Origin of the sequence: Paenibacillus sp. BK033, from assembly GCF_004345425.1 — a bacterium.
GTDB lineage: Bacteria > Bacillota > Bacilli > Paenibacillales > Paenibacillaceae > Pristimantibacillus.
Window position 1 is genome coordinate 76,153 of sequence record NZ_SLVP01000012.1, and the last position, 22,617, is coordinate 98,769.

The window sequence follows — 22,617 nt, forward strand, 5'->3', positions numbered from 1 at the left end:
AACGCCCCACTTTCGTTATATAATTGGAAATAAACGCGTAATTACGTTAAAAACTCGGAGGTTTTACGTCATATGTCCGGCACCGAACCAAAACGGTTTCATATCGAAACTGTACCGCTCGTTAACCTTTACGTAGCGACTGATAAACAAAAGAGAATACGTTTGTCTGCGGACATCGTAGAAATGTATAAGCTTAACGAAGGCAACCGCGTTGTGCTCGGATATGACGCGACCGAACGGGCCATTGCGTTAAGACTCGCGGAAAGTAAGGCGGACCCGACGGCGGCCAACATCGATAAGCGCGGTTATATCTCTGCATCGCGCTTCTATTCGAAGGCGCGCCTGGAAGCGGAGTCGCTGCGTTATGTGTTTGAAGCGGAGCAAGACGGCTGGCTCGTATTTATAGCGGAACGTCCGATCACGTAATTGCCTAGTTTACGTGATCTTTTTTGCGTTTAAATCCGCCAATACCTCGTCTACCTTCGTGTACAACTCCGCCAAGCTACCTCTATTCTCGATCTCGTAATCGACCACGAAGCTGCTGACGTGTGACTCCGTGCTATGCACCAGGTCCGCGTAATTGAACGTATCCTTCGCGTCGATCGCACGCTGGATCCGCACGCCGTCCGGTGCTGTAACGCGGATGATTACGAAGCCCTCAGCGCGGCACCGTTCGTACTCGTTGGGCTGGCGGAGGTCCGTGAGGATCGCGCGGAATGGCTGCGTGGGTTCACCGTAGAACTCCTCGTTAGCGCGCTGTAACCGCTCTGCGCCGGAAATCCTCCGGAAGCAATCGTTAACCCAAACGTCCGAGTCGAACGATCGCGCCATCTGACCGAAACCCTGCAGTAACGAGCGGGGCTTTTTGCCGTCGGCGTACATTTCCGGATAAAGCCGGCGCGTTACTTCGCGGATGCCGTCTCCGAATGCGAAACGTGTGTATCCGTAATTGGCGACGAGGTGCGCTGCGACCGCGTCTTTGCCGGAACGCATAAGTCCGCAGAGGGCGATGTTCAAACCGCCACCTCCTCGTCTGTTTCGCGGCTGTCGTCAAGTACAGTCACGCTCTTAATACGCGTCCAATACTCGTAAGGCTTACCGCTTAACGTAATCATGAACGTAAGCCCTGCTTCGGCATCCGATAACACCAGCCCGTGTTCATACGCTCCGGCAGTTTTGGTTTTCGGACGCACTGCGTGAACGCGTCCCGTCCTAATCCCGTCAGCTACTATATCCCCTACGCGCGGCTCACTCGGCTGCGGTGCGTTCGTATACTCCGCCGGCACTTCGAGACCAAGCGCTCTTCTCAACGCGATAGCCCGTCCAATGTGCGAGTTGAATACGTCGCCTGGCGCTGCTTTTGCGATGCCGCGTGCCCAAACCGTACCTTCAAGCGATAGAAGCGCAACGACGGTTCGTTTATCGTGGTTCACTACGAACTTCACTTCGTCCCAGCCTGCGTAGTACTTTACGCGGAAACCGGTCAATGCCGGTATATCTTCGTGGTTCTCCGTCTGTAACTTCGCAACGTCCGCCTTCGCACGTTCAATGACGTCATCACGCGTCAGTTCTTTAACGGGCTTGGCCGCCTGTTTCAACGCGTCGATTTCGTCAGCAACTCCGGATTCGATCAACACGACGTCCCCTTCCGTCACCTTTACGTGCGTCTCCAATTCGACGATTTTGCGCGTTAATTTCGCCACGGCGTCCGTAAGGCCGTCGGTAATTGCGATTAGCTCGGCGATCGATGGCTCAGTTGGCGGTTGGGCGGACGTAGATTGGACGCTACTGACCGGTTCGAGTACGCAGTATGCGCGCGGGGCGATTCCCCAGCGCCCGTCCTGTAGTACATACTCGTTTCCGCTGAAGTTAACAAAATCAACACTTATTGCAATTCCCGTGTTACCTGTACGAAAATAATATCCGTCTGAGCCGCCCGTACCATCTCGATCATTTACTACAATAACACGCTCCCCTTTCGCTGCCTTACGTTCAACCATCCGCAGACGTTCTCCGTTAACGCGTACGATATCGGTCGGCTCTAGGACTACGTAAGTGAATTCCGCACGCATACGCTCATCCCCAGCGGCATCCACGTACTCAACCATGCCGGCGGCTGCAATGCCGGTTACCTCCGTCACATACCCGACCGGAAGGTCGAAGCTCTGCGAGGTGTTCTTAATCCGCTCACCTATGTGCGCCTTCCGCTTAACCTCCGTGTACTCGCGCTCAATGCCGCCAAGTGTCTCGTCCTTCAGTACTGTTATGTTTACGTTTTCCAGTATACGCAGCCCCTTTTCGTTAAAGATATGGCGATCTCCGTTCGCGTCTTCAACGATCCATAACGTATCGCCTTCATACATCGTAAGGTGTGGCCCGGAAGTGAGGAGCGTTACAATGTCCCCTTCCTGGGGTGTCTGACGCTTATCGTGCCAATCAGATTCGGCTACTGCGTCAGGATAACCGTGTTTTCTCGCGAATTCCCAGTACGTACTGAAACGTCTTCCAGGACTAGTAATTTCCGCTTTGCGTCCGTCAATTTTACGCATTTAATCCGCTCCCTTAATTCGTATTTGTACGTCTCGCCTTCCGAACTCGACCGCTTCGGCCTCCGTTGCCATCAATACGTCGATCTCACGCCCATCAATTGCGGCGCCAGTGTCGGCCGCTACCGCTTCGATTACTTCGTTGCCTATGCGAATATCGAGCGCGGTGCCTAGCGGTATAACAACCGGATCGACTGCGATGATCCTGCGTCCTTCTTCGTCAACTTGCGTGTGTTTTACGTTAATCCCAATACGGGTAATTCCGATACAACCGTCGCAGTCCGCTACGTAAGCGGTGGCTGTGAACGTTAACCACGCGGGCTCGGGCGGTGATTCTTCGGATGACTCCGCGACTACCTTCGTAACTGCTGGCGTCGGAACTTGCGCCTGTACTTGCGGTTCCTGTACGTTATACGTCAGAAATAACAGCGAATAGAGTACGATCGTTGCTGCAATGTTAGCGGTTAGTCACGCTCCTCTCTGCGTAGTTTTTGCGCCAGCCAATCCGCAAGTTTAACGAAGCCTAACGTAATTAGTAAATCGCGCATTGCTTTACGGAATTCCTCAACGCGATCCTCGAACGTCATACCGCTACCGGCGCCTTAATGGGCGGATGCGGATCGTACCCGACTAACGCAATATCTTCGAATGTAAACGCGTCAATGTCCGTGATTTCCGGATTCAAACGCAGCGTCGGTAACGGCCGCGGTTCACGTTCTAGTTGCGTACGAGCCTGGTCGATATGGTTAACGTAAATATGCGCGTCACCTAACGTATGAACGAACTCACCAACTTCCAATCCGCAAACCTGCGCAATCAGATGCGTTAGAAGTGCGTAACTAGCGATGTTGAACGGAACGCCGAGGAATACGTCAGCCGACCGTTGGTACAATTGGCACGATAGGCGACCGTTAGCTATGTAGAATTGGAAAGCGAAGTGGCACGGCGGCAGCGCCATTTGAGCGAGGTCGCCTACGTTCCAAGCCGATACGATTAATCGGCGGCTGTCCGGATTCGTACGGATTTGCTCGGTTACGTCCGCGATTTGGTCAATTACCTTCGTTTCCATTTCGTATTCGCCAGGGAATCGGTGCGTCCATGAACGCCATTGCTCACCGTAGACCGGTCCGAGGTTTCCGTATATGTCCGCCCATTCGTCCCATATCGTAACGCCGTTCTCACGAAGGTATTTAACGTTAGTGTCACCGCGTAGGAACCAAAGTAGCTCGTACGCGACTGACCGCCAATGTACGCGTTTAGTCGTTAATAACGGGAAGCCTTCCGCTAAGTTATAACGCGATTGATAGCCGAAGACGGATAGCGTGCCGATACCGGTGCGGTCCGTTTTCTCAACGCCGTTATCGAGAATGTAGCGTAGTAAATCATGATACTGCTTCACTTCACGTCCTCCTTAACGATGATCTCTCCGAGGATAGCGCCAAGAAGGTATGCGATGAATCCTTCCGCCCGGGAGCCGTCAAAATAATTAACGGCTGCAATATTCGCAATAATACCGCATAAAATCGGAATCCAAAACGACCTACTCACGCAATCACCTCGTATCCGTCTTTCGTGCTCGTTCCGTCCTGCCGCGCGTGGTTCTCGCTGTTCTTACGCGTGTAAATTTCGTACACATCATCCGCGGTAAGACCGACTTTATCGGATAGGCTGATGAGGAAATGCCACATATCAATGATTTCCTCCTGCAGCGCCGGCGTATTAATCCGTTTCGGATTCTTCCACCACTTCCAGTTAACTTCGCGCCGAATCTCGTCGATCTCCGACTCCATAGCGAGTGTGATTCCGATTACCCATTCGTCGGTTGTCTTCTCGATCGTACGTTCCTGGGTAATCCGCTCATCGAGCGCTTTCTGCATCGTAAACAATTGCGTAAGCCTATCGTACAATTCGCAGCCCTCCTTTTTAATTGCGCTGTATTCGCGCTTATACCATAGTAACGACGGCCGTTTCCGTTTCGCACACGTTGCAGCGAAATATTTTATCGGCGGCCTTATACTATACATACCCCCCACTATTACGCGGATTGGGACATGTAATCGAAAAAAATCCGCAACCCTAAACGTAGCGGCTGCGGACTGGTATCGTTAAGCTATATTACCTCGTGCTTCTAACGTTGCGAACTCCGCCGGCATATCGTGATTACGTAGAATACGCTCTACTACGTCGACGACCGGATGGCGCATCACTTCCGTTAGGTTAACGTGGTCAAAGTACTCGAACGCGCCAGCCTCATACAAGCCCGCCAGCAACCGGTACAGTCCGTTAGTCTCAGGCGTACGCAGCCGATGGTCGTCAATCTGAGCGAAGTTACCGAGGAATACGATCTTGGTTCCGTCAGCCGGCCGTGTTGCTACGGTCGATATCGTATGCGTATCGAGGTTTTGCGCTTCATCGGTCATAACGAACATGTGCAGGAACGAACCGCCGCGCATCGTTTGGATCGCGTCAAAGAAGAGCTTACGTTTATCCTCGCCGCCGGTTGTGAGATAGTGGTACGCGCGCTTCGCCTCCGGAGCCATCGCGTCAAGGTTATCGAGGAACGGCCGCATGAACGGATACGTCTTCTCGTCAACGCTGCCGGGTAGCGCACCGAGGTCTACGCCGATTTGCGTCTGCATCCGCGTATACATCATCTTGCGGAAGTCCTGCGCTTCGGTTAAGCGGTGGAGACCGACTGCTTCCGTTATCAGCGTCTTGCCGGTACCGGCTGGTCCCGTAAGGAATAGTAGTGGCTTATCGTTAAGAAGAGCACGGACTGCTACCCGTTGCCCTTCGTTCTTCGCGGTAACTCCGTAATACGCCATGTGTACGGCCCCTCTCGTTATTTGTTGAACACGAAGTCCGCGTCCGTCATCTTCTCGATCTTGAGCGCCATTATGTAGCCGTCGCCCTTCTTACTAAAGAAATCGTGCTGCTGCGTGTCGGTCGATAGCCCGTTCGATACGATCGCGCTGAAAGGTGCCGGAGTAAACTTCGGATCGAGACCGAGGTTCATTAACGCCTTATTCGCGTTGTACTCAATAAAGCGCAGCACGTCCGCAGTTAATCCGATTGGTTCGTAAATCTCGCGTGTATACTCTGCTTCGTTTGCGTGTAAGTCCGCCAGTAACTTCTCCGTCTCCTCGGCGGCTCTCTTAAGTTCGTCTTCCGTAAGCTGCGCACGAAGCTCCTGCGCTACGACTCCGACGAACAGTCCGTGAATGGACTCGTCGATCATAATTTTGCGGATGACTTCGCCCGACGTTGTCATACGTCCTTGGCCGGCTTGGTACAACGGATAATAGAAACCGGAGTAAAACAGGAATGACTCGAGGAAGACGGACGCCACGCACGCCAGATACCGCTCATAAACGGTCGCGTTCGGTTTCAACAGCGCGCGATAGTACGAACCAATACGCTCAGCTTTGTACGCTAGATGACGCTGTGATGGCGCCCATTCTTCGAGGAGGTACGCAGTATCCTCCGTAGTAATAAGCGTTGCGAATATGGACGAGTATGACTTCGCGTGAATCGATTCCATCATCGCCATAAACGACATGACCGCTTTCTTACGGTGGTCCTCCGTATGCAACGCAATAAGCGGCATACCTTCGCCGGCTTGCTGCGTATCGAGACCGGTTAAGCCGGCAAGAACGGACTTATAAACGGTCCGTTCCTCCGACTTCATTCCGTGCCAGTCCGCTAGGTCGTCTGAGATCGGAAACTCCTCGTCCGTCCAGAACTGCATGACATTCTGATTCCATAACGCGTTTACGTAGTCTTCCGGTACGTTCCAGTTAACAGCCTTCAATTAATCGTCTCCTTTTTCGCGTTTAAACTGCGCAGCTTGTGCATTCTTCAACGGACAAGCGTTTCGTTCTCGTATAATAAAGCGACTTAAGGCCGCGGTGATGCGCGTAGGCATACAGCCGGCCGAGCGTCCGCGTACTAATGTCGGAGTTAACGTGCAGGATCGTTGAGATACCTTGGTCAATGTGCGGCTGAATTTCCGCAATTAAGTCAATCAGTTTGAATTGATCGATGTTGTAGGCAGATTTGTAATAGAAGTAGTTGTCTTGCGCGAGGTAAGGCATCGGATAGTACGTTGTGGAGTTCGCATACGTACGTGTTTCGATGTGCTCAACGATAGGCATAACGGAGCTGGTTGCGTTCTGAATGTACGAAATGGATTGCGTAGGGGCGATCGCTAGTCGGTACGCGTGATAGAGACCGTACATTGAAGTCGCAATCGCGAGTCCACGCCAGTCTGCTACCGTCGGCAATTCGATACCTGCGAATAGCGCCCGTACCTTTTCCGTTCTCGGCGCAAAGTCTTCCGCGAGATAACGTTCAAAGTAACTTCCGTCCGCGTACGTAGACTTCTCGAAACCTTTGAACGTAACGCCGCGTTCCTTCGCGGTCAGCATCGACGCTTCGATCGAATAGAAGTTCATCGCAGCGAAGAACGTACGGGCAAAGTCGCGCGCTTCTTCGGATTCGTACGCAATCTTATTCTTCGCGAGGAAACCGTTTAGGTTCATTGCGCCCAGCCCTACGCTATGTAACTCCTCGTTCGCCTTACGTACGCCCGGCGCGTTAGGAATACGCGATAAGTCCGATACGACTGTCAGCGCGGCCATTCCGTCATGTACAGACTCACGTAGTTTGCCGCTCTCCATTATGTTAGCGATATTAAGACTGGCGAGGTTACACGAAATGTCGCGCCGGTATACCGTTCCTTCTTCGCCAATGTCTGCGATATCGGACGTCTCCTGTAGCTGGAAAATTTCCGTACAGAGGTTCGACATTTTAATGCGGCCGAGATCGTTAAGCGCGTGCTGCCGGTTCGCGTTGTCTACGTTAGCGATGTACGGATAGCCTGATTGCAATTGCGTAATCGCGATCCGTTCTAGCATCTCGCGGGCCGTACCGACCTGGCGCTTCTTAACGTCTGGATTCGCGAGCAGTTCGTCGTACATTTTCGTCATGTCCATATCGTCGAGGTGACGTCCGTACGCTTTAAATACGGAGTATGGACCGAACACGTATAGCGGTTCGTCTGCAGCTGCCAACGCGTAGAATTTATCCGGCGTGATAAGTCCGATTGACAACGTTTTGATACGGACTTTTTCGTCCGCGTTGATCCGTTTGCAATCAAGGAACTCTACAATATCCCAGCCGAACACGTTATAGTAAGCAGCACCGGAGCCCTTCCGTTGTCCCATCTGATCTGCGTACGAGAACGCGTCCTCCATCAGTTTCATAACGGGTTGTACGCCTTTTGCCGCTCCCTCAACGCCTTTGATCGGTTCGCCACGTCCACGTAACTTCGATAAATTAACCGCTACGCCGCCGCCTATTTTCGAGAGCTGCATACACGTACCGAGTACGTAATTAATCGAATTAAGCGAGTCGTCCATCTCGAGTAGGAAGCACGATACCATCTCGCCACGTTTCGCCCGTCCCGCGTTCATAAACGTAGGCGTGGCCGGCTGAAGACGTTGCTCCATCATTGATCGCGCAAGTTGCTCCGCAAAAGCGTAATCACCTTGGCCGAGGTATAACGCAACGATCGCGACATGCTGCTCGTAATCTTCGAGATACTGCGCTTTGTCGTCCGTTTTGAGCGCGTAGTCCTTGTAAAATTTCGACGCGGCCATGTACGAAGCAAAGCGGAAGTTGTACGAATAACAGATGTCGAGAATACCCATTAACTGCGGAGTCGTATACTGCGCATGGACATCGTAATAATAATCGTTATCTACGAGCCAATCGTAACGGTTAATCGGATGACTAAACGTCATTGTCTTCTCCGCTACTTCCGCTAAGAATGCGTCAATTGCAGCCTGGTCGCGGTCTAATTGGAACCAACCGTCCTCGCCGCGTTGCATGATTTCGTTATTAAGTTCGATATGGCTTGCGCCTTTATTCTCCGTAATATCGCGTCACCTCTTCGTTAAAATTACGTACGTCTTCGTCTGTTCCCGCTAGTTCAAAGCGCGCGATAACTGGTACGTTATATTCCGTTGCTATAATGTCGGCCGCATTCGTATACATTGCGCCAAAGTTACGGTTGCCTGACGCAGCCACACCGCGCAGGAGCCCCGCGTTATCCCGTAAGAACCGCGTCACTCTCGACGGAACCTCTCCGAATCCGGTCGTCGGCGTCACGATGATAAACGGCTCGCTTACGTTAAAGTCGAACGGAATCTCTTGCGCCGGCCGCCCCGTCTTCTCAACGAAGCGCCGTACGTTACCGGTCAGCGAATAGTAAACGATCAGCATGGCGGATCACCTTCCGTTTCTGCGCGTTCGATTATCTCCGAATAATGACCGAGGCTCTTTACGATGTGCGCTCGGTGGTCCTCTAAATCCGCGAGCCTAACGCGCGCTGCCGTTATCGCATCGTCTAATAGTTCGAGTTCATTGCGGTAAGCCTGGCGCCATAGTTTCGCGCGCCTTAACTCGGTCATGTATCGATCAGCTCCTCGCGGATCAGATACGCCAGTACTACGGCGGCAGCGTCCGAGTCATCGTAGCCGGTCGCGAATTTATACTCCGGATCCAACCGCAATAGCTTCCGTACACCGGCCGCCACTTCCGGTTTCTCCGCCTTACCGTTGCCAGTCACGAGCTTCTTAACGCTCGTCGGACTAAGCGGAGGCTTAACGTCATTCACCGTATAGCCGTACGTATGGAGTGCGCGATCGGCCGCTGCCCACGCGTTGAATATCGTTTGAGTCGCGCGTTTATTACGGCCGGCCGTAAAGTCCTCGCGTAAAACGGTGACGTACGGACGGTTAGCGTAAATGTGACGCGCGATGAACGATTCGACCGTGATGGACCGAACCGCATCGTTGTCCTCCGTTGATGTGGCGACGGACTCTGCCGCGATGAGATACGGTTGCCTATTCCGTACCTCAATCGTAGCGACTCCGGGACTTAGCGAGAGGTCTAGCCCGAGAAAGCGCTGCGCTGGTTCCTTACGCGTTGTCTTCGTCTTCCTCAGCTCCTTCGATCCAGTAAATAAGCGCGATTAACGCGAAGAACGCACCGACTACGATTTGAACCCACAATGCTGCGTCAATAACTAAGCTGTAAACGAACATACCTCCGAGGCATACCGCGCCAATCAGACAAGCCATCGTTAGTGCGCTAATAATTGCGCTAAAAAGTTTCAACAACTAGACCGCCTCCTCTTTTTCGCCTGCTTACCGTGGTTCACGATAGTCAGTAAGAAAGTATTCGAACGATTCCATATCTGCATCGTTGTGACTTACCTTACGGTGGTATTCGTTATGGCAATCTTCACATAGCGTGACGCCGTTGGTTACGTCAGTCCGTTTTTCCGGTACGCGAGCGTAAGACTCAATGTGGTGGGCGTTAAGTCTACCCCCATGTCCGCATATTACGCAGATATAGCCATCTCTACGAAACACACTGCGCCTCCACTCGTCATAACCAGGAATGGTCCGCTCCTTAACTCGATCGGCTTCTGTTAGTTCGGGTTTCCAACTAGGGTTATTCGGTCCTGTAAGTTTTTCTGAAATCCTACGATCCTTACACGACTGACAACGTTGACCTGCTTGAAACTTCGCTAATGAGATAGCGGTCACGTTTCCGCAAGAACATCTAAAACTTAACTTCTGCTTATTGCTGGAATACTCTGAGCTCAATAACTCACAGCCACCTAAAGCGAAAGTTTCCCTTACTGAATCTATCGTGCGTCTTTGTTTACTTGAACCGCGCTCCCACCGACATCCTCCGCATAACTGTCCCCTTCTAAATTTGTCGTAGGATATCTGCGCAGACCTTCCGCAAACACATACGAATGATAGAGATTCGCGAACGTTATTGATACTGTCGGAGGTAAGGCGGCATCCGCGGCTTGCGAAAAGAGTACGAGCAGCTTCGATCGTTACCTTCCGCAACTAGACGGCCACTCCTTCGAGAAACTTGGCTACGTTACAGTGCTCTTTCTTACCTGCCATGCTCGATGTAGCCATCGCGCTCTCTGCACGTTGAAGCTTCGCGACATTACCGTCAGTAACCGTACGCTTACAGTGGTCCGTAAATTGGCAGAATCCGCATTTGTCCGTACTATCAACGGTAACCTCCGGCACTTCTCCGCCGGTACGTTGCTCGTAAACCAACGCAGCCTGACGCGCCAGGTCCGATAGTAACGCGTGCTTCATCTCCTCCGTAATCTCTACGTAGAAGGCACGCAGATCCGGGCGTGGTGCACCGTCTTCCCACGTTTTCTGCCCTTTCGTGACGGACGTGCTGGCTGCGTCATCAAACCACGCTGGCTTCTGCGTTGACTCGTAAACGATGAGTGCTTCGTCAATTCCGAACACGAGCGATTCGGCCGTTACCTGACGTACGTGCTCGTCCTGCGCGCCTTTGTAATCGAGCTTGCCGTTCATAGCGCGGAGACCGGATGCCTTCGTTTTGTATTCGAAGATGATGCGTGATCCATCAACGACATAATCGAACTTACCGTCGGGCTTTGCGGTAATCGCGAACTTAACGAGCTCTCCCGTTTCGGGATGCGGCCATTCGAATACGCGGCGTTCTTGCGCAGCCTCCTCGAAGTCCCATTCCCCGTTATCACGTACAGCCATAGTAAACGACGCCAGCGGTCCTAACCGTTTTAACATATGGATAAGATCGAGTTGTACGTAATCGACAATCGCTGTACCCTGGCGCCGTTGACGGCCGCGGAACGGAAGGTCATCGGACTTTTCCGGCTTAGTTGCACGGTCATTCTTAAACACGAGCTGCCGATCGCACAGGTTCGTACCGGACGCTCCAAACGTGATGAGACCATCGTTAGGGTACGGTTTATATCCGAGGTGGCGAAGTTTCTGTTCGTAGAATTTACGCGACAGTTTATCGTCGTAAAAGGAAGACGCTGGGCTAGCGTAATATGCGTCCATTTGCGTTAGAAATTCGTCAACCAATCGCTCGCCGCGTGTTTTCTGCGTGGCCCCTATGCGTGTGAATACGCTAATTTAAACCGCCTCCTCTATATAAGTTTCGTTTCATCAAACGGCTCGTACGTGATTTGAGCTGGGCAATACTGCATCTTCCCGTTTTTGAAGTATTTGCGCCAGATGTCGCCGGCCTCTTCACCTTCTCCCCTTAGTTCGAAAGTGTGTTCCGGATATTTGATCGATAACTCACGCATGTCATCTTCATGTCCGTACCACTTGTATGAATCCCCGTCTTCATGAATCGCGTATAGGTCATCGTCAGCTTCGATGGACTGACGGACAGCCTCCGACTCAGGCGTGATTTTCACTTTGTACTTCGTGTAGTAGCCCATTAGATCGCCTCCTCTACTTGTTCGCCGAGTGCCGCTTTGAACTGCGCGTACGAACGTTTGGACTTTGCTTGTCCGCAGTCGCACTTACGGATGAACTCACGAGCTGCGGCCGCTAGTAGATCGTAATCAATTACAGGCTGCGAGAAGTCCGTAGTCCAAACTTCTCTCACGTGCTGGACCAAACGTACTCGTTCAATGCCTGCCGGACCGTCACCGTAATACTCAGAACCGTACGCCCAATCAGTCCATTCCGAACCCGAGCGTTCGATTGATCCACGGTAGTAGCGCTCCCCGTCTGTAAAGATAATCTCACGGGATTGAAACTTATGCTCATGCGACCAATTGCCTTTCTTTATGACGCGAAGTTCTACGCCCTCTGGCGTCAATAACGAATCCTCAAACGCTAAATCTTCGAGTTGCCCTATCGTAATTGCTACGCTCATCTATTCGTCCTCCTCTTCGCTATCAAACGGCACCCATCCGCAAGTGCAGCCGTGGTCACCGTATTCGTCCGCTAACGTGCGGATTTGACGCCGACAATTCGGACATGTGTACGTGCATGTTTCGCGTTCCATTACGCGGACCTCCTATACGGAAGTACTACCGCGTCGATCTCGTTATCCTCGTCACGCAGCACGATCGGGGACGTTGCGCTGATCAAGCCGATAGTAACGCGCTTACTGCCAGCGTCCTTGAATACATTGAGCGCCGCGAGGAATAATTCAGCGTTAAACGCTAACGTCATGTCAGGACCGTAAAGTTCTGCGTTAATAACTGCGGAGAATTTAACGCGTGGCTCCTCGTTTTTAACAACGAGCATAGCGACGGACCGTTCGACTACCAACGCAGTAATGAACGACTTATCGCCTGCTACTTTCGCAGTTTCAACCGCCAGCTTAACGCGCGCAATTGTGTCCTTAACGTCATCGCGTCTGAATCCGTCACTAATTAACGTAATCTGCGTCGGTAACTCCATCGGAATGATACGCGACGTGTCTGGATATTGCCCGTCGATCGGTGCGCCAGTAACCGCATGTGACGTGAATGGCTGCGTGAAACTATGTGCGCCTCCAATACGGAGAAGTTTGTGCCGGTCCGTTACGACAACGGAACCGTCAGCGGAGTAATGTACGCCTTCTAACACCGGACTAGCTCCGTTCATTTTTGTTGCGAACTTTCTACTGTGCTTCGTAATCAACTCGAGTTTCTTCGCTTGGCTAATCGCCATTCAATCCGCTCCCATTTATCGTTTTTAGTTAGTCGGTATCCTCTTCGCTAAACCACGCGTCAACGTCGACTTTCTTGAGCCAACGCTCCGGATTAATCTCGACATCGCAGCGTACAGGACAGCGTAACTTAACCGCTTGCTCCATCGTAGAGCGGATGTGATCGATCGCAGCCGGCGTAATATCACGCGGACAATCGAATACGAGCTCGTCGTGTACCTGCAGTAGAATGTACGTATCGTACAACGGCATCACCGCGTCCAAGTCAACGAGCGCCTTCTTTAAGATGCCGCCAGCTCCGGACTGGATCGGAAAGTTACCGCCCATACGTTGAGCGCTAAATACCCGCCATTTCTCCTTCGCCTTGATCTCCGCGTGCAGCCGGCGCTTACGTCCGAGCAGGTCCGTAACGTAGCCATCGCGCATAACTTTCGCGTGTTGCTCGTCCATGTATCGCTTGATGCCGGGATAACCGCGGAAGTAGTCGTCGATAATTTTCTGCGCTTCGGCTTTCGTAATCTCGAGCGTATCGGCGAGTTTGCCCGCGCCCATTCCGTAGACAATCCCGAAGTTTACGATCTTCGCTTGCTTACGGTATTTCTGCGCAGCGTGCCCTTCCGTATCCTTATAGCGCTCGATATCCTCGTACGTGAATTGTCCGTTAGAGATGAGCGCGGCAGTCGTCGAGTGGATATCGCGGCCGGCTTCGAACGCTTCGATTAGAACGCGCTCATCCGCCATGTGCGCCAGGACACGTAATTCAATCTGCGAGTAGTCGATCGATACGAGAATGCGATCCGGACCGGTAGACGTAAAGAGGTGACGTATTTCCGGACGCTTAGCTGGAATCTGCTGTGTATTCGGCGTGTTGCACGTAAAGCGTCCCGTTGCGGCGCCCCACGTGTTATGCCACGGATGAATCTTACCGTCAGCCTTAACGTTATGCGGAAGCTTTGACGTGAAAGCTTGGCGCAGTTTACCGACCGCGCGGTAATCGAGAATCAACGGTATTACTTCGTGCTCACGTTTGATACGTTTTAGCGCGCGCACACCGGTTGATCCTTTATCTACGTCCGTAAGTTTGAGTTCTCCGTACAATTTCCGCGATAGCTGAGCCGGCGAGTTAAGGTTAATCTCTTCGCCAAGCAACGTGTAAATCTTCGCTTGTAACTCCGCTTCCTCGCGTTCAAACTTCGCGTCGAGTTCGTTAGCCATCTGCGTATCAAATCGTATGCCGCGGATATCTGAGCGAATGAACTGGCGCATGACCGGCATCTCTACGTCGAACACTAACCGCTCTATGCGCGCTAAGTCTTCGCGTCTGCTATAGTGACCGCGGATCCAATCGAATAGCTTGAGCGTCTTCTCCGTATCACCTGCCGCGTATGCCAGCGCAATGTCGAGCGGTACTTGGTTGAACGGAGTCCGACCGAATAGTACGTCGAAGTTGTCGCCAGGCAACCCGAGCCAATCCGTACATAAGTCTTTCAACCGGTGGCTGCGGTTCTCATCGAACGCCATCGCCATTAACCGTGTATCCGCGTGTAAAGCGTCGATCAGATTGATTCCGTATTTAACCGCGAACCACTTACAATCGAATGGCGCGTTGTGCATAACGGAAGGTGTCGTTTCAAGTACCGCCTTCAAACGTTGGAGTACGGTCGCTTCGTTCAATTCCGTACGCTCATCGTGGTTAAGCGGAACATAGAACGAGTGCTCACGCGTTGAGACGGAGAAGCCCGCCATATTACCTGTCCACGGATCGAGCGCACCGTCCGGATTGTCCGGAGTACCGAACGTCTCGCAGTCGACCGCAATAATATCAGCCGCTGCGATTACGTCGTACATTTGCGTTAAAGTGCGTTCGTCTCGGACAAGTACGTAATGTGCCGGCGTTGCTTCGACCATAGCGCGTAGAGTTGCCGCTCTATTGCGCTTGTTTAGTTCCGCCCACATACGTAATGCTTCCGCTTTACTGAACCGTTTGGCTGCGAGGGAGGGATCTCTGCCTATAAGTCCCTCCGCCATCGCCGTCCGTACGGTCCGTAGCTTCTCCTTATCCGGGTCCGAGTTGTTCATCGCGAGAATACGTTGCCAGGCGTCCTCGATCGGTTCCTGAATCGCGGCCTTTTTACGCTCAACCGCCGCCTTTACCGCAACCGCTGCGCTATCCTCATGTGTGTTAAGCGTTAGTTTTACGTCGATCATATGCGGATTAACCTACGCGGTCAAAACGCTGTTCGACCGGCGTTACGAGCGTTGCTTTATGTTCAACCTTATACACTGCGTCGTACGTAGCGGACATATCGTTCAATTTAGTCGATGCGACTCGTACGCCCAAAAGACTGTTACTAACGTCTTCGACCGTACCCAGCACGTCCTTTCCGTTCTTAACGTAAAGCACAATATCGCCCTTCTTAAACTCGTTCACTTTACGTCCGATCGCGGCCCATTTCGCGGTTAACGCTTCTTTTGCGAGTTCCTCAGCGGTTACCTTTACGAGTTGCTCCGGCTTGGCGTAACCAGTACGGACGCTTCCGCCTTTAATCTCGATCGTTCCCGGTTCGCCTTCGTGTTTAATAGGCTCCGTTACTTCGTAAACTTTACCGTTATCATATCCGTTAAGTGGATAGTCTCGACCGCCACTAACTAAGCGCACCTTATCGCTTTTAGCGAATTCGTTACGTGGATCAGACTTCGCGGCCAACGCAGCTTTTGCGGCCGCTACCTCTTCGTCAGTGGCGCGCACCAGCTTGCCTTCGCGGAACCAGTCGTAGTCCGACCCGTCGAACTTCTCCGCTCTATACGGAACGTGAGATCCGTCAACTTCTACGATTTTACGGATTTCTCCGATGTAAGTACAACCGCGCGGAATCCCGGATGAACCAAGATTGTCTACAACCTTCACGTAATCCCCAACACTAAGCCGGTCCGCCTTCGCCTCAACAGGCTCTAGCACCTTATACTCAGAACGGTAAATTACGTAGTAGTCGCCGACGTGAGCGTCATAATCACGGTCAACTTTAACGGACTTAAATACGTCCCCTATCTTCGTTGGATTGAACGGAAGGTGTTTGCTGCTTTCCCACGAGGTAACGATAATGGTATCGCCTGTGTTCGCGTTACGGTTAATTTTACGGTACTGTTTGCCTTCGTACGTAACGGTATCGCCGTCTTCCACTGGCTGCGCTACTTCCGTTACCTTCTCGTACGCTTCATACGTCCACCCGCAAAGATCGAGCTCGTCACCATCATTATCTGAAATATGCGGGTCCCCAAAGAAGTCCACTACCATAACGGCATAATAACCGTTACGTGTCAGATTCTCCTGATCATGTGCGTCCTCATCCGTAATCCGAACGATATCGCCCGCCTGTGCATCGCGATCAACCTTACGGTACTCTACGCCATCAACAATTACGTTCGTTGCCGGAATTACCACGTTCAATTTAGCCATTTATACATCGCTCCCTAATCGTTTAATTTACGTTACAATTTCGGTCGATTACGCCCTCGGCGTCGTATACGCGTTCTATTGCGTACTCCGCAGCGCAATTCGTGCCTGTGCCGGTCCATCCGTCATGTACGTAACCGCCGCCGTCATCAATCCGCTTAACCTCGTCACCTTCGTAGATTTCACCGCGGCAATGCGCGCAGGTGGCTACGGTGATGGATTCACGCAGATACATCCGTTACCTCCGATAAGTTGCCGCGGTTGAGTGCGATGGATAATTCCACCCAACGTTCAGACGCACGCGCTTCGGACGCCCAATACTCGCCGATCATCCGGTTTTCGAACATATAGACGCGTGGGACTTCGCCGTCGACCGCCCATACTCCAACGATATAGTCAGCGTCGGCGCGGTCGTACGTGGTGCCGTTCCCTTTCTTCGCGTAAACAACGAGGTCGCCGCCGCGGTCCATCCGCTGTCGAATGGTTTTGACCTGGATCTTAACGTGCTGGCCGCTAAGTGGATCCGTCGCGAGGATATCGTACGCTTCGTCCGTGTCCGCGGTATGCACCGTCCAACCGTTCGCGAGCAACGCCAGGCGCGCAGCCATTTCCGAATACTTGCCCGTCACTTCCGTTATGTGTGCGATGCTTATTCCTCCTTTTCGGAGCCGCCCGCGTAGATGACGTATACAGGCGGCTTCCTTCCGTTGTTATTACCGCTCGTGCGCGGTCTGGCTAACGTTGCTGACGAACTCATACCGTACCGCCTCCGTCGTCTTCGTCGCAGATAACGCCGCCTTCACCGTAGTAATTGTTAACGACGTTATCGCCCGGCCGCGGCACGTTCTCGAATCCGCCGACCTGCAGACCGATCGTCACGTCAAACGGACCATGCTCGACGTCTACTTTGCGCAGGAACTTCGCCAGTTGCTCGCCCAACTTCGGTAATTCGGCCGGCGTCTCTACGTTGATTCCGACGCTAATATTGCGGTTAATCTTCGTCATCGATTGCGGCCTCCTCTGCGTTAAAAGTGGAGCTGCGGTACCTCACCGTCCGGGATCGGTTTTACATCCGTTACTTCAGGCTCGGCTGTTATAACCGGTGCTGCTCCGATGGAGAGACCAAGACGCGCGATATCGAAGCCGGCGATTACGAGGTTTTTTACTTGCTCCGCCTCGTCCGCTACGTACAAGCACGTTTCGAACGATTCGAGATCGAACGGAGCCGCGCCCAGCTTTTCGAAGTTAACGCGTTCTGCATCCGTCAGGTCTTCGTCCATATCGAGGACGGGCGATAACGATACGGCTGCGTTCGTGGACTGGCCCGTTTTGCCGAGCTCGAACGCTACTTTACCGAGCTTCTTCGCATACTTCTCGATGACCGCTTTGATCTGCGTTTCTTGCTTCGGGCTCAGGTCGACTACGATATCCTTACCGGTCGCCAGGTCGAAGAAAGCACGCAGATAACGTTTCTTGCCGCGGAACAGGTACGCTTCGTCACGAATCGGTTTAACGTCTGCTTCACTTGCGCCGGTTTCTTCCGCTTTCTTTGCGTCGGTATAAAGCAGGTCAGCCGCGCGATCCCATACGCTCGGGTTCGATTCGATAAAGCCGCGTGCGTTACGTTCTGCCGGATTCTTCGGTACAAACGTGTTCACTTTCTTGTAGATTCCGTAACCGTAATATTCGGCTACGTCGTTCACCGACTTAACTCCGACTTTGTACGTAGTTCCGGACTTGAACGTTACGATCGGAGATTCTTGCGCGCCTCCATTATCGTTAGTTGCTTGCGCTGCTGCTTCGCCAACCTTCGTAAACATTGCCAATCGACAACAACTCCTCGTTTAATATTCGGACGCGATTCGTCTTTCTTACGTCCGCTATACGGTATTAACGAAAGTCCGGTGACACTCGGAATCTCCTAAGTTACGGCGGCGGCTGCCTGTTCCGCCCTCTGTCCGTTAACACCGTATAGCGGACGTATGAAAATACGTTGTATACGCAGTTTCACACGTTCCACACTTGCGCTTAAATGAATGCGCAGATACCTTTCGCCAGCGTCGACTTCTCACGTTTAACCTCAAATTCTTCGTTCGCAATCGCGGCCAACTCAACGTCGATACTCGCGAGATCTTCGTTCACCTTACGTATAACAGTGGTCGATTTGGTACATACTAGGCGTAGTTCCAATTCGGCGCGCTTAACGTTAAGCTCCGCTCTACGTATAGCCAACCGCTTTAACTCGCGGGCCTCCGTACGTTGTGCCACTTTAAGAGCACGCGCTAGGACTTTGCCGACGCCTTCGATAACGTGTTTAGCGGCGGTCTCTTGCGGGTATATCGTAATTACGGTGTTCTCCGTTAAATCAACGACGAACGCGGTACGTTTGTAAGCGAACAAGCGGCCCGGGTTACCGTCTTCACCGATCACACACGGATCGATTAACGAAGCTTTACGCAACATGTCCATTACGAACATTGGCGCAGCACTACGCTCAACGCCGAAGTGTTCAACAGCGCGGTCCAGAGCGTGAGGGACAACGAAGATTTTACCGGTGAAATGCGTGCCGGCCTTCGGGTCGATCGCGTTAGGTCTCATGCAAGACGCACCCCTTTCGAGAGATTACGCGGGATAAGAGAAGCTGCGTCCTCATCAAGCGGAAGGCAACCGTTATATTGCGAAGAAATTCTCAATAAGTGCGAAACGTTTGCGTCGGACTTGCGTACAATAGAGCGTGGGTTTACGTTAGTCATTCGTCTAACCTCCGTTAATTTTTTGTTAGAAATAGTGTGAACTATGTTGACAAGTACGTAATATCTAAGTTAATATTGAAACTGTAATTATAATCCATAAACACCGAACGGACAGACTTATAGCGGGACTTTTTCACTGCTTTTTTGATACAATGCCTAAGTATCAAATTCAGCAACCGTGAAGATTTACTAATTTATAAGTTTGAACCGTATATGCTATACTTAAACTGTCAGGGGCTATGCCAATGCCTTTTGACAGGTGGTTCTAAAACGGTTAATGAACTTACGGTGTGATTCAGAATTGCCTCCGTATCGTTTCGCCAAAAACGACGCGGTTTCTGAATCGTTGTACTCTCCGTTAGACCATGCGTTGAGGATCGCCAATTTGCGTGAATCGTCCTCCGCCAAGAGGGCGATTTTTTCATTTATGATTAAAGCGTCATCGATAACCGCCAAGTTATCGGGGACTTCGTAAGTTGTTTCGTTACCCTCGTCGTCTTTGCTCGCCAAAGCTTCGATCGACAAGTAATTTAATTTAATCCTGTATTTCGGTACTGCCAGGTACTTACTTCGGACTCCGCGCAGTTTGTGAAGAACAAAGTTGCGGAAGGAACGTCCAGCTGCGGGATTATACTTCCTCGCCGCGTTTAGTACCTTTCGATAACAAGCCTGTTCGAACGCCGATTCGTCACGTAAGAGATGCCACACCTCTTTTGACATTCGCTGGATGATCGGGATGAAGTAGAGGATTAAGGCTCTCTCTGATTCCAAACATCCTTGAGCGGCTTGTACCGCTGTTATATTCAGTTTTTCGGTGTTCATTTAGTTCCTCCTCTTGTTTTTTGCCTTATACTTTATATACCCCCCAGCTTCTCAGAAGTTGGGACACGTTCCTAGAAATAATTTCAAAGAACTTTTTCGGAGGGTTCGCGATGCCATTGAAGGCTCGTCGCTGCCTTATTCCGGAGCTACTTAAAGAACGCGGCTGGACACAACGATTATTAGCCGAAAAGTCCGGCGTGAACGAAAAGGTCATTTCTAAATACACGACCTTTGATCGAAAGCAGATGTCTCTTGCGATTGCCGTTCAACTAGCGGATGCGCTTGACGTCAGCCCTCGCGATCTTTACGAGTGGTCTCAGGAATGAGAGCCTCGACCGGCCAAAAATTCGTACAATCCGCCGAATTATATACCGTTCTTCTATTGTACATGCGTCCATAGTTCGCCATCAACCAAAATTAACCGTCATCGTTCGACATTTACGAGTGTTTATGTGTCGAAGCGACTGTCGAAGTCCCTCCGCGCAATGCCACTCGTTAACGTCCTTATATGTCCGCGGCACTAACGCAATCTCCACGTCCATCTTTCCGCCTAGTTCCGCTATGATCCGGTTCCGCCACGTACGGCCGGCCGCATCATTATCGCGCAGTAATACGACCTCCTCGATCGGCGACCGTAATAGCAAGTCCCGTTTCGCTGCGTTAAAAGCGGCGCCGCCCGTAGCGACTGCGTATATACCCGCGCTCATCAACGATAACGCATCGATCTCCGCCTCTACGATAAATGCACGTTTGATCCGCTGCTTATACGCCAGGTGAATGCCGTACAACATTTCGCGTATCGGCCGCGCACCTTTCGCGTACCAAAATGCCTTGCTGTCTACGCGCCTATACTTCACGTTTCCAATGCTGCCGTCCGGGTTCATCCACGGTAATGTAACCGCCTGCCTATCGCGGTCATAACCGATCTGTAATACGCGCTGTACTTCTTCCGTAATGCCGCGCTTCTCGAGATATGTATGTCTGAACCGGTAGTTATCGAGTATGGACGCGTCAATTCGTGTTACTTTCGGCTTGTCCAGCGTTAGCCGCGGTACTGTTAGCGTAATCTCATCCGGATCTTCCGGTTGCCCGCCGTATTTGATCCGCAGATACTCCGCTGCCTCTTCGTATGTCTCATCGCGTAAGAACGCCAGGAGTTGAACGAATCCGCCACGTTCGCCGGTACCACTATCGCCCCAACAACCGTAGCCTGGATCGTTTTCGTCGAGGATAACGTAGAAAGAAGGATGACGGTCGTAACGGAACGGACTAGCTGCGATCAGACGTGTCGTCGTCCACGCTGCGTTGACCCACGGGTACATCTCCAGTTCCTCGCGACACGCGACCGGATCTTTGAACATAATCTTGTTCACCGCCTGCTTTACGCATCATCATAATGCGCTTCATTGTAAGGTCATAAGCAGACTTGAGTTCGCGGTCAAGAAATACCTGTTCTTCTTCAGTTAGCATAGTGTTTTCTGGCGTTACTTTGTACTCTGACTGGTTTTCTTGAACGGTCGAGCCTCCGCTGCTTTTAAGTGCCCCAGTTATTACACTACCTATCGCGGCACCTATTGTGGCACTTACAGCTGGACCTAAGATGGGTAGTAACGCTGCGGTCGCTAGTCCTGCGCTAGCAATGACGCTGGCATTTTTCATCTTGTTGCGATTCGTTACTATTAGCTCCTCTCTTAAATCACGATCAACGTACCCAGCTAGAAACATCATTGTTTCCTTCTGTACATTAAGAGCATAAGCCAATTTATTGACAGTTTCCTCGGTAGGGGTTGCTAATCCTCGTTCGATTTTACTTAGTTGAGACGGACTGACTTCCGCCTTTTCGGCTAGCTCCCTTAAAGAGTAGCCTAATTCGGTTCGTTTTGCCTTCACCGATTCTCCAAAACTAGTAACTTCATCCATAGGATCACCTCCTGTATTTACCAATATACTAGATTTTATTTCCTCGGTCAACACACAATGTTTCTTATGACGAAACACCCTGATTAATCGTTTTCATCTAGTGGATCAATGGCTTCCACCTCCATGTATTCTTTGTAATACCACTTCCGCGCTTCAACTTTCTGCTTTTCGTCAAGTTCCAAATCCTCTAGTTCGTACATGAAATCGTATTCCGCTTTTTCCCACCCTGTCAAATTCAAAGCTGCCTCGGCATCATCAAGTGCCCCAACAATAAACTCCCTGGCAAGTACACTTTTCGGCTCCGAAAGTCTGTCGGCCATGAAAGTAAGTCTTTTGAAGTCATACTCACTTAATACGACGGTGAATCTACGTTCTTTACCCTTACTTCGCTTTGTGTTCTCCTCCATCTCCTTGATTTTCTTTTCAATAAAAGAGGTTACTTTGCTGCTATTGTTCAACTTGTCTTCACCTGCTTTCCTTATTTTGGACATGCTCAGAATAGCACAGCTAAAATATTATTGTAAAGTGTTTTTTGTAATACGCAAATATGCATTACGTAATATATAAT

General features: G+C 51.4%; 32 protein-coding genes. 2 read left to right on the forward strand and 30 right to left on the reverse strand.

Going from position 1 to position 22,617, the window contains the following annotated elements; translation table 11 throughout:
• Positions 1-72 precede the first annotated feature (72 nt).
• A complete protein-coding gene (locus EV294_RS26905) occupies positions 73-426 on the forward strand; it encodes a hypothetical protein (protein WP_132312586.1) in 354 nt (117 codons plus the stop codon).
• A 9-nt stretch (positions 427-435) separates the two neighbouring features.
• Here EV294_RS26905 and EV294_RS26910 read toward each other — a convergent pair whose 3' ends face one another.
• The 27 genes from EV294_RS26910 to EV294_RS27030 form a co-directional block, all read right to left on the reverse strand.
• On the reverse strand, positions 436-831 hold the full coding sequence (locus EV294_RS26910) for a nucleoside/nucleotide kinase family protein (RefSeq protein WP_243711815.1): 396 nt from the start codon (positions 829-831) through the stop codon (positions 436-438).
• Positions 832-1,013: 182 nt separating this feature from the next.
• Positions 1,014-2,549: a hypothetical protein gene (locus EV294_RS26915; protein ID WP_132312588.1), complete on the reverse strand. Its 1,536-nt coding sequence runs from the start codon at positions 2,547-2,549 to the stop codon at positions 1,014-1,016.
• Positions 2,550-3,002, reverse strand: a complete 453-nt coding sequence (locus tag EV294_RS31145; RefSeq protein WP_132312708.1) for a 3D domain-containing protein — start codon at positions 3,000-3,002, stop codon at positions 2,550-2,552. It lies immediately after the preceding gene.
• Between the two features lie 127 nt (positions 3,003-3,129).
• A complete protein-coding gene (locus EV294_RS26925; RefSeq protein ID WP_132312590.1) occupies positions 3,130-3,945 on the reverse strand; it encodes a thymidylate synthase in 816 nt (271 codons plus the stop codon).
• Entirely contained in the window at positions 3,942-4,094 is a 153-nt protein-coding gene (locus EV294_RS30475) for a hypothetical protein (RefSeq protein ID WP_165930820.1), read from the reverse strand. The genes EV294_RS26925 and EV294_RS30475 overlap by 4 nt, the downstream gene beginning before the upstream one ends.
• The gene (locus EV294_RS26930) at positions 4,091-4,453 is read right to left on the reverse strand and encodes a dUTPase (RefSeq protein ID WP_132312592.1); all 363 of its coding nucleotides are present in this window, start codon (positions 4,451-4,453) and stop codon (positions 4,091-4,093) included. The genes EV294_RS30475 and EV294_RS26930 overlap by 4 nt, the downstream gene beginning before the upstream one ends.
• Positions 4,454-4,651: 198 nt before the next feature.
• Complete coding sequence (locus EV294_RS26935) at positions 4,652-5,371, reverse strand: PhoH family protein (RefSeq protein ID WP_132312594.1); 720 nt, start codon at positions 5,369-5,371, stop codon at positions 4,652-4,654.
• A gap of 17 nt (positions 5,372-5,388) precedes the next feature.
• Positions 5,389-6,357 carry a class 1b ribonucleoside-diphosphate reductase subunit beta gene (gene nrdF, locus EV294_RS26940; RefSeq protein WP_132312596.1) on the reverse strand — a complete coding sequence of 323 codons (969 nt, stop codon included), beginning with the start codon at positions 6,355-6,357 and terminating at the stop codon, positions 5,389-5,391.
• Positions 6,358-6,379: 22 nt separating this feature from the next.
• Positions 6,380-8,485, reverse strand: a complete 2,106-nt coding sequence (gene nrdE, locus EV294_RS26945) for a class 1b ribonucleoside-diphosphate reductase subunit alpha (RefSeq protein WP_279513617.1) — start codon at positions 8,483-8,485, stop codon at positions 6,380-6,382.
• Positions 8,472-8,831, reverse strand: a complete 360-nt coding sequence (nrdI, locus tag EV294_RS26950; RefSeq protein ID WP_132312600.1) for a class Ib ribonucleoside-diphosphate reductase assembly flavoprotein NrdI — start codon at positions 8,829-8,831, stop codon at positions 8,472-8,474. Before nrdI ends, nrdE begins: the two co-directional genes overlap by 14 nt.
• Positions 8,825-9,019, reverse strand: a complete 195-nt coding sequence (locus tag EV294_RS26955) for a hypothetical protein (RefSeq protein WP_132312602.1) — start codon at positions 9,017-9,019, stop codon at positions 8,825-8,827. The genes nrdI and EV294_RS26955 overlap by 7 nt, the downstream gene beginning before the upstream one ends.
• Positions 9,016-9,555, reverse strand: coding sequence for a crossover junction endodeoxyribonuclease RuvC (locus EV294_RS26960; RefSeq protein WP_132312604.1), 540 nt, complete (start codon positions 9,553-9,555; stop codon positions 9,016-9,018). Before EV294_RS26960 ends, EV294_RS26955 begins: the two co-directional genes overlap by 4 nt.
• Positions 9,530-9,730, reverse strand: coding sequence for a hypothetical protein (locus EV294_RS26965; RefSeq protein WP_132312606.1), 201 nt, complete (start codon positions 9,728-9,730; stop codon positions 9,530-9,532). The genes EV294_RS26960 and EV294_RS26965 overlap by 26 nt, the downstream gene beginning before the upstream one ends.
• 27 nt (positions 9,731-9,757) lie before the next feature.
• Complete coding sequence (locus tag EV294_RS31150; protein WP_481856096.1) at positions 9,758-10,162, reverse strand: HNH endonuclease; 405 nt, start codon at positions 10,160-10,162, stop codon at positions 9,758-9,760.
• 315 nt (positions 10,163-10,477) lie between these two features.
• Positions 10,478-11,485 carry a hypothetical protein gene (locus EV294_RS26975; protein WP_132312610.1) on the reverse strand — a complete coding sequence of 336 codons (1,008 nt, stop codon included), beginning with the start codon at positions 11,483-11,485 and terminating at the stop codon, positions 10,478-10,480.
• Between the two features lie 89 nt (positions 11,486-11,574).
• Complete coding sequence (locus EV294_RS26980) at positions 11,575-11,874, reverse strand: hypothetical protein (RefSeq protein WP_132312612.1); 300 nt, start codon at positions 11,872-11,874, stop codon at positions 11,575-11,577.
• Entirely contained in the window at positions 11,874-12,317 is a 444-nt protein-coding gene (locus tag EV294_RS26985) for a hypothetical protein (RefSeq protein WP_132312614.1), read from the reverse strand. Before EV294_RS26985 ends, EV294_RS26980 begins: the two co-directional genes overlap by 1 nt.
• Positions 12,318-12,449, reverse strand: a complete 132-nt coding sequence (locus EV294_RS30960; protein ID WP_279513615.1) for a hypothetical protein — start codon at positions 12,447-12,449, stop codon at positions 12,318-12,320.
• Positions 12,449-13,102, reverse strand: coding sequence for a beta clamp domain-containing protein (locus tag EV294_RS26990; RefSeq protein ID WP_132312616.1), 654 nt, complete (start codon positions 13,100-13,102; stop codon positions 12,449-12,451). The genes EV294_RS30960 and EV294_RS26990 overlap by 1 nt, the downstream gene beginning before the upstream one ends.
• Before the next feature lie 28 nt (positions 13,103-13,130).
• Positions 13,131-15,308, reverse strand: a complete 2,178-nt coding sequence (locus EV294_RS26995; protein WP_132312618.1) for a DNA polymerase — start codon at positions 15,306-15,308, stop codon at positions 13,131-13,133.
• A 7-nt stretch (positions 15,309-15,315) separates the two neighbouring features.
• The gene (locus EV294_RS27000) at positions 15,316-16,557 is read right to left on the reverse strand and encodes a hypothetical protein (protein WP_132312620.1); all 1,242 of its coding nucleotides are present in this window, start codon (positions 16,555-16,557) and stop codon (positions 15,316-15,318) included.
• A 22-nt stretch (positions 16,558-16,579) separates the two neighbouring features.
• The gene (locus EV294_RS27005; RefSeq protein ID WP_132312622.1) at positions 16,580-16,789 is read right to left on the reverse strand and encodes a hypothetical protein; all 210 of its coding nucleotides are present in this window, start codon (positions 16,787-16,789) and stop codon (positions 16,580-16,582) included.
• Positions 16,776-17,162: a PDDEXK-like family protein gene (locus EV294_RS27010; protein ID WP_132312624.1), complete on the reverse strand. Its 387-nt coding sequence runs from the start codon at positions 17,160-17,162 to the stop codon at positions 16,776-16,778. Before EV294_RS27010 ends, EV294_RS27005 begins: the two co-directional genes overlap by 14 nt.
• A 145-nt stretch (positions 17,163-17,307) precedes the next feature.
• Positions 17,308-17,559, reverse strand: coding sequence for a hypothetical protein (locus EV294_RS27015; protein ID WP_132312626.1), 252 nt, complete (start codon positions 17,557-17,559; stop codon positions 17,308-17,310).
• A 20-nt stretch (positions 17,560-17,579) separates the two neighbouring features.
• Complete coding sequence (locus EV294_RS27020) at positions 17,580-18,374, reverse strand: hypothetical protein (RefSeq protein ID WP_243711820.1); 795 nt, start codon at positions 18,372-18,374, stop codon at positions 17,580-17,582.
• 208 nt (positions 18,375-18,582) lie between these two features.
• Positions 18,583-19,152 (reverse strand): hypothetical protein, encoded by a 570-nt coding sequence (locus EV294_RS27025; RefSeq protein WP_132312630.1) that lies wholly within the window; start codon positions 19,150-19,152, stop codon positions 18,583-18,585.
• Between the two features lie 392 nt (positions 19,153-19,544).
• Entirely contained in the window at positions 19,545-20,129 is a 585-nt protein-coding gene (locus tag EV294_RS27030; RefSeq protein ID WP_132312632.1) for a hypothetical protein, read from the reverse strand.
• Positions 20,130-20,239: 110 nt separating this feature from the next.
• Between EV294_RS27030 and EV294_RS27035 the strand changes: the two genes are divergently transcribed.
• On the forward strand, positions 20,240-20,455 hold the full coding sequence (locus EV294_RS27035; RefSeq protein ID WP_132312634.1) for a helix-turn-helix domain-containing protein: 216 nt from the start codon (positions 20,240-20,242) through the stop codon (positions 20,453-20,455).
• A gap of 81 nt (positions 20,456-20,536) precedes the next feature.
• Here the strand turns inward: EV294_RS27035 and EV294_RS27040 are convergent, their stop codons facing one another.
• The 3 genes from EV294_RS27040 to EV294_RS27050 form a co-directional block, all read right to left on the reverse strand.
• On the reverse strand, positions 20,537-21,451 hold the full coding sequence (locus EV294_RS27040) for a toprim domain-containing protein (RefSeq protein ID WP_165930822.1): 915 nt from the start codon (positions 21,449-21,451) through the stop codon (positions 20,537-20,539).
• On the reverse strand, positions 21,399-22,049 hold the full coding sequence (locus EV294_RS27045; protein WP_132312638.1) for a helix-turn-helix domain-containing protein: 651 nt from the start codon (positions 22,047-22,049) through the stop codon (positions 21,399-21,401). Before EV294_RS27045 ends, EV294_RS27040 begins: the two co-directional genes overlap by 53 nt.
• An 83-nt stretch (positions 22,050-22,132) precedes the next feature.
• Positions 22,133-22,507 (reverse strand): hypothetical protein, encoded by a 375-nt coding sequence (locus EV294_RS27050; RefSeq protein WP_132312640.1) that lies wholly within the window; start codon positions 22,505-22,507, stop codon positions 22,133-22,135.
• Positions 22,508-22,617: the final 110 nt, after the last annotated feature.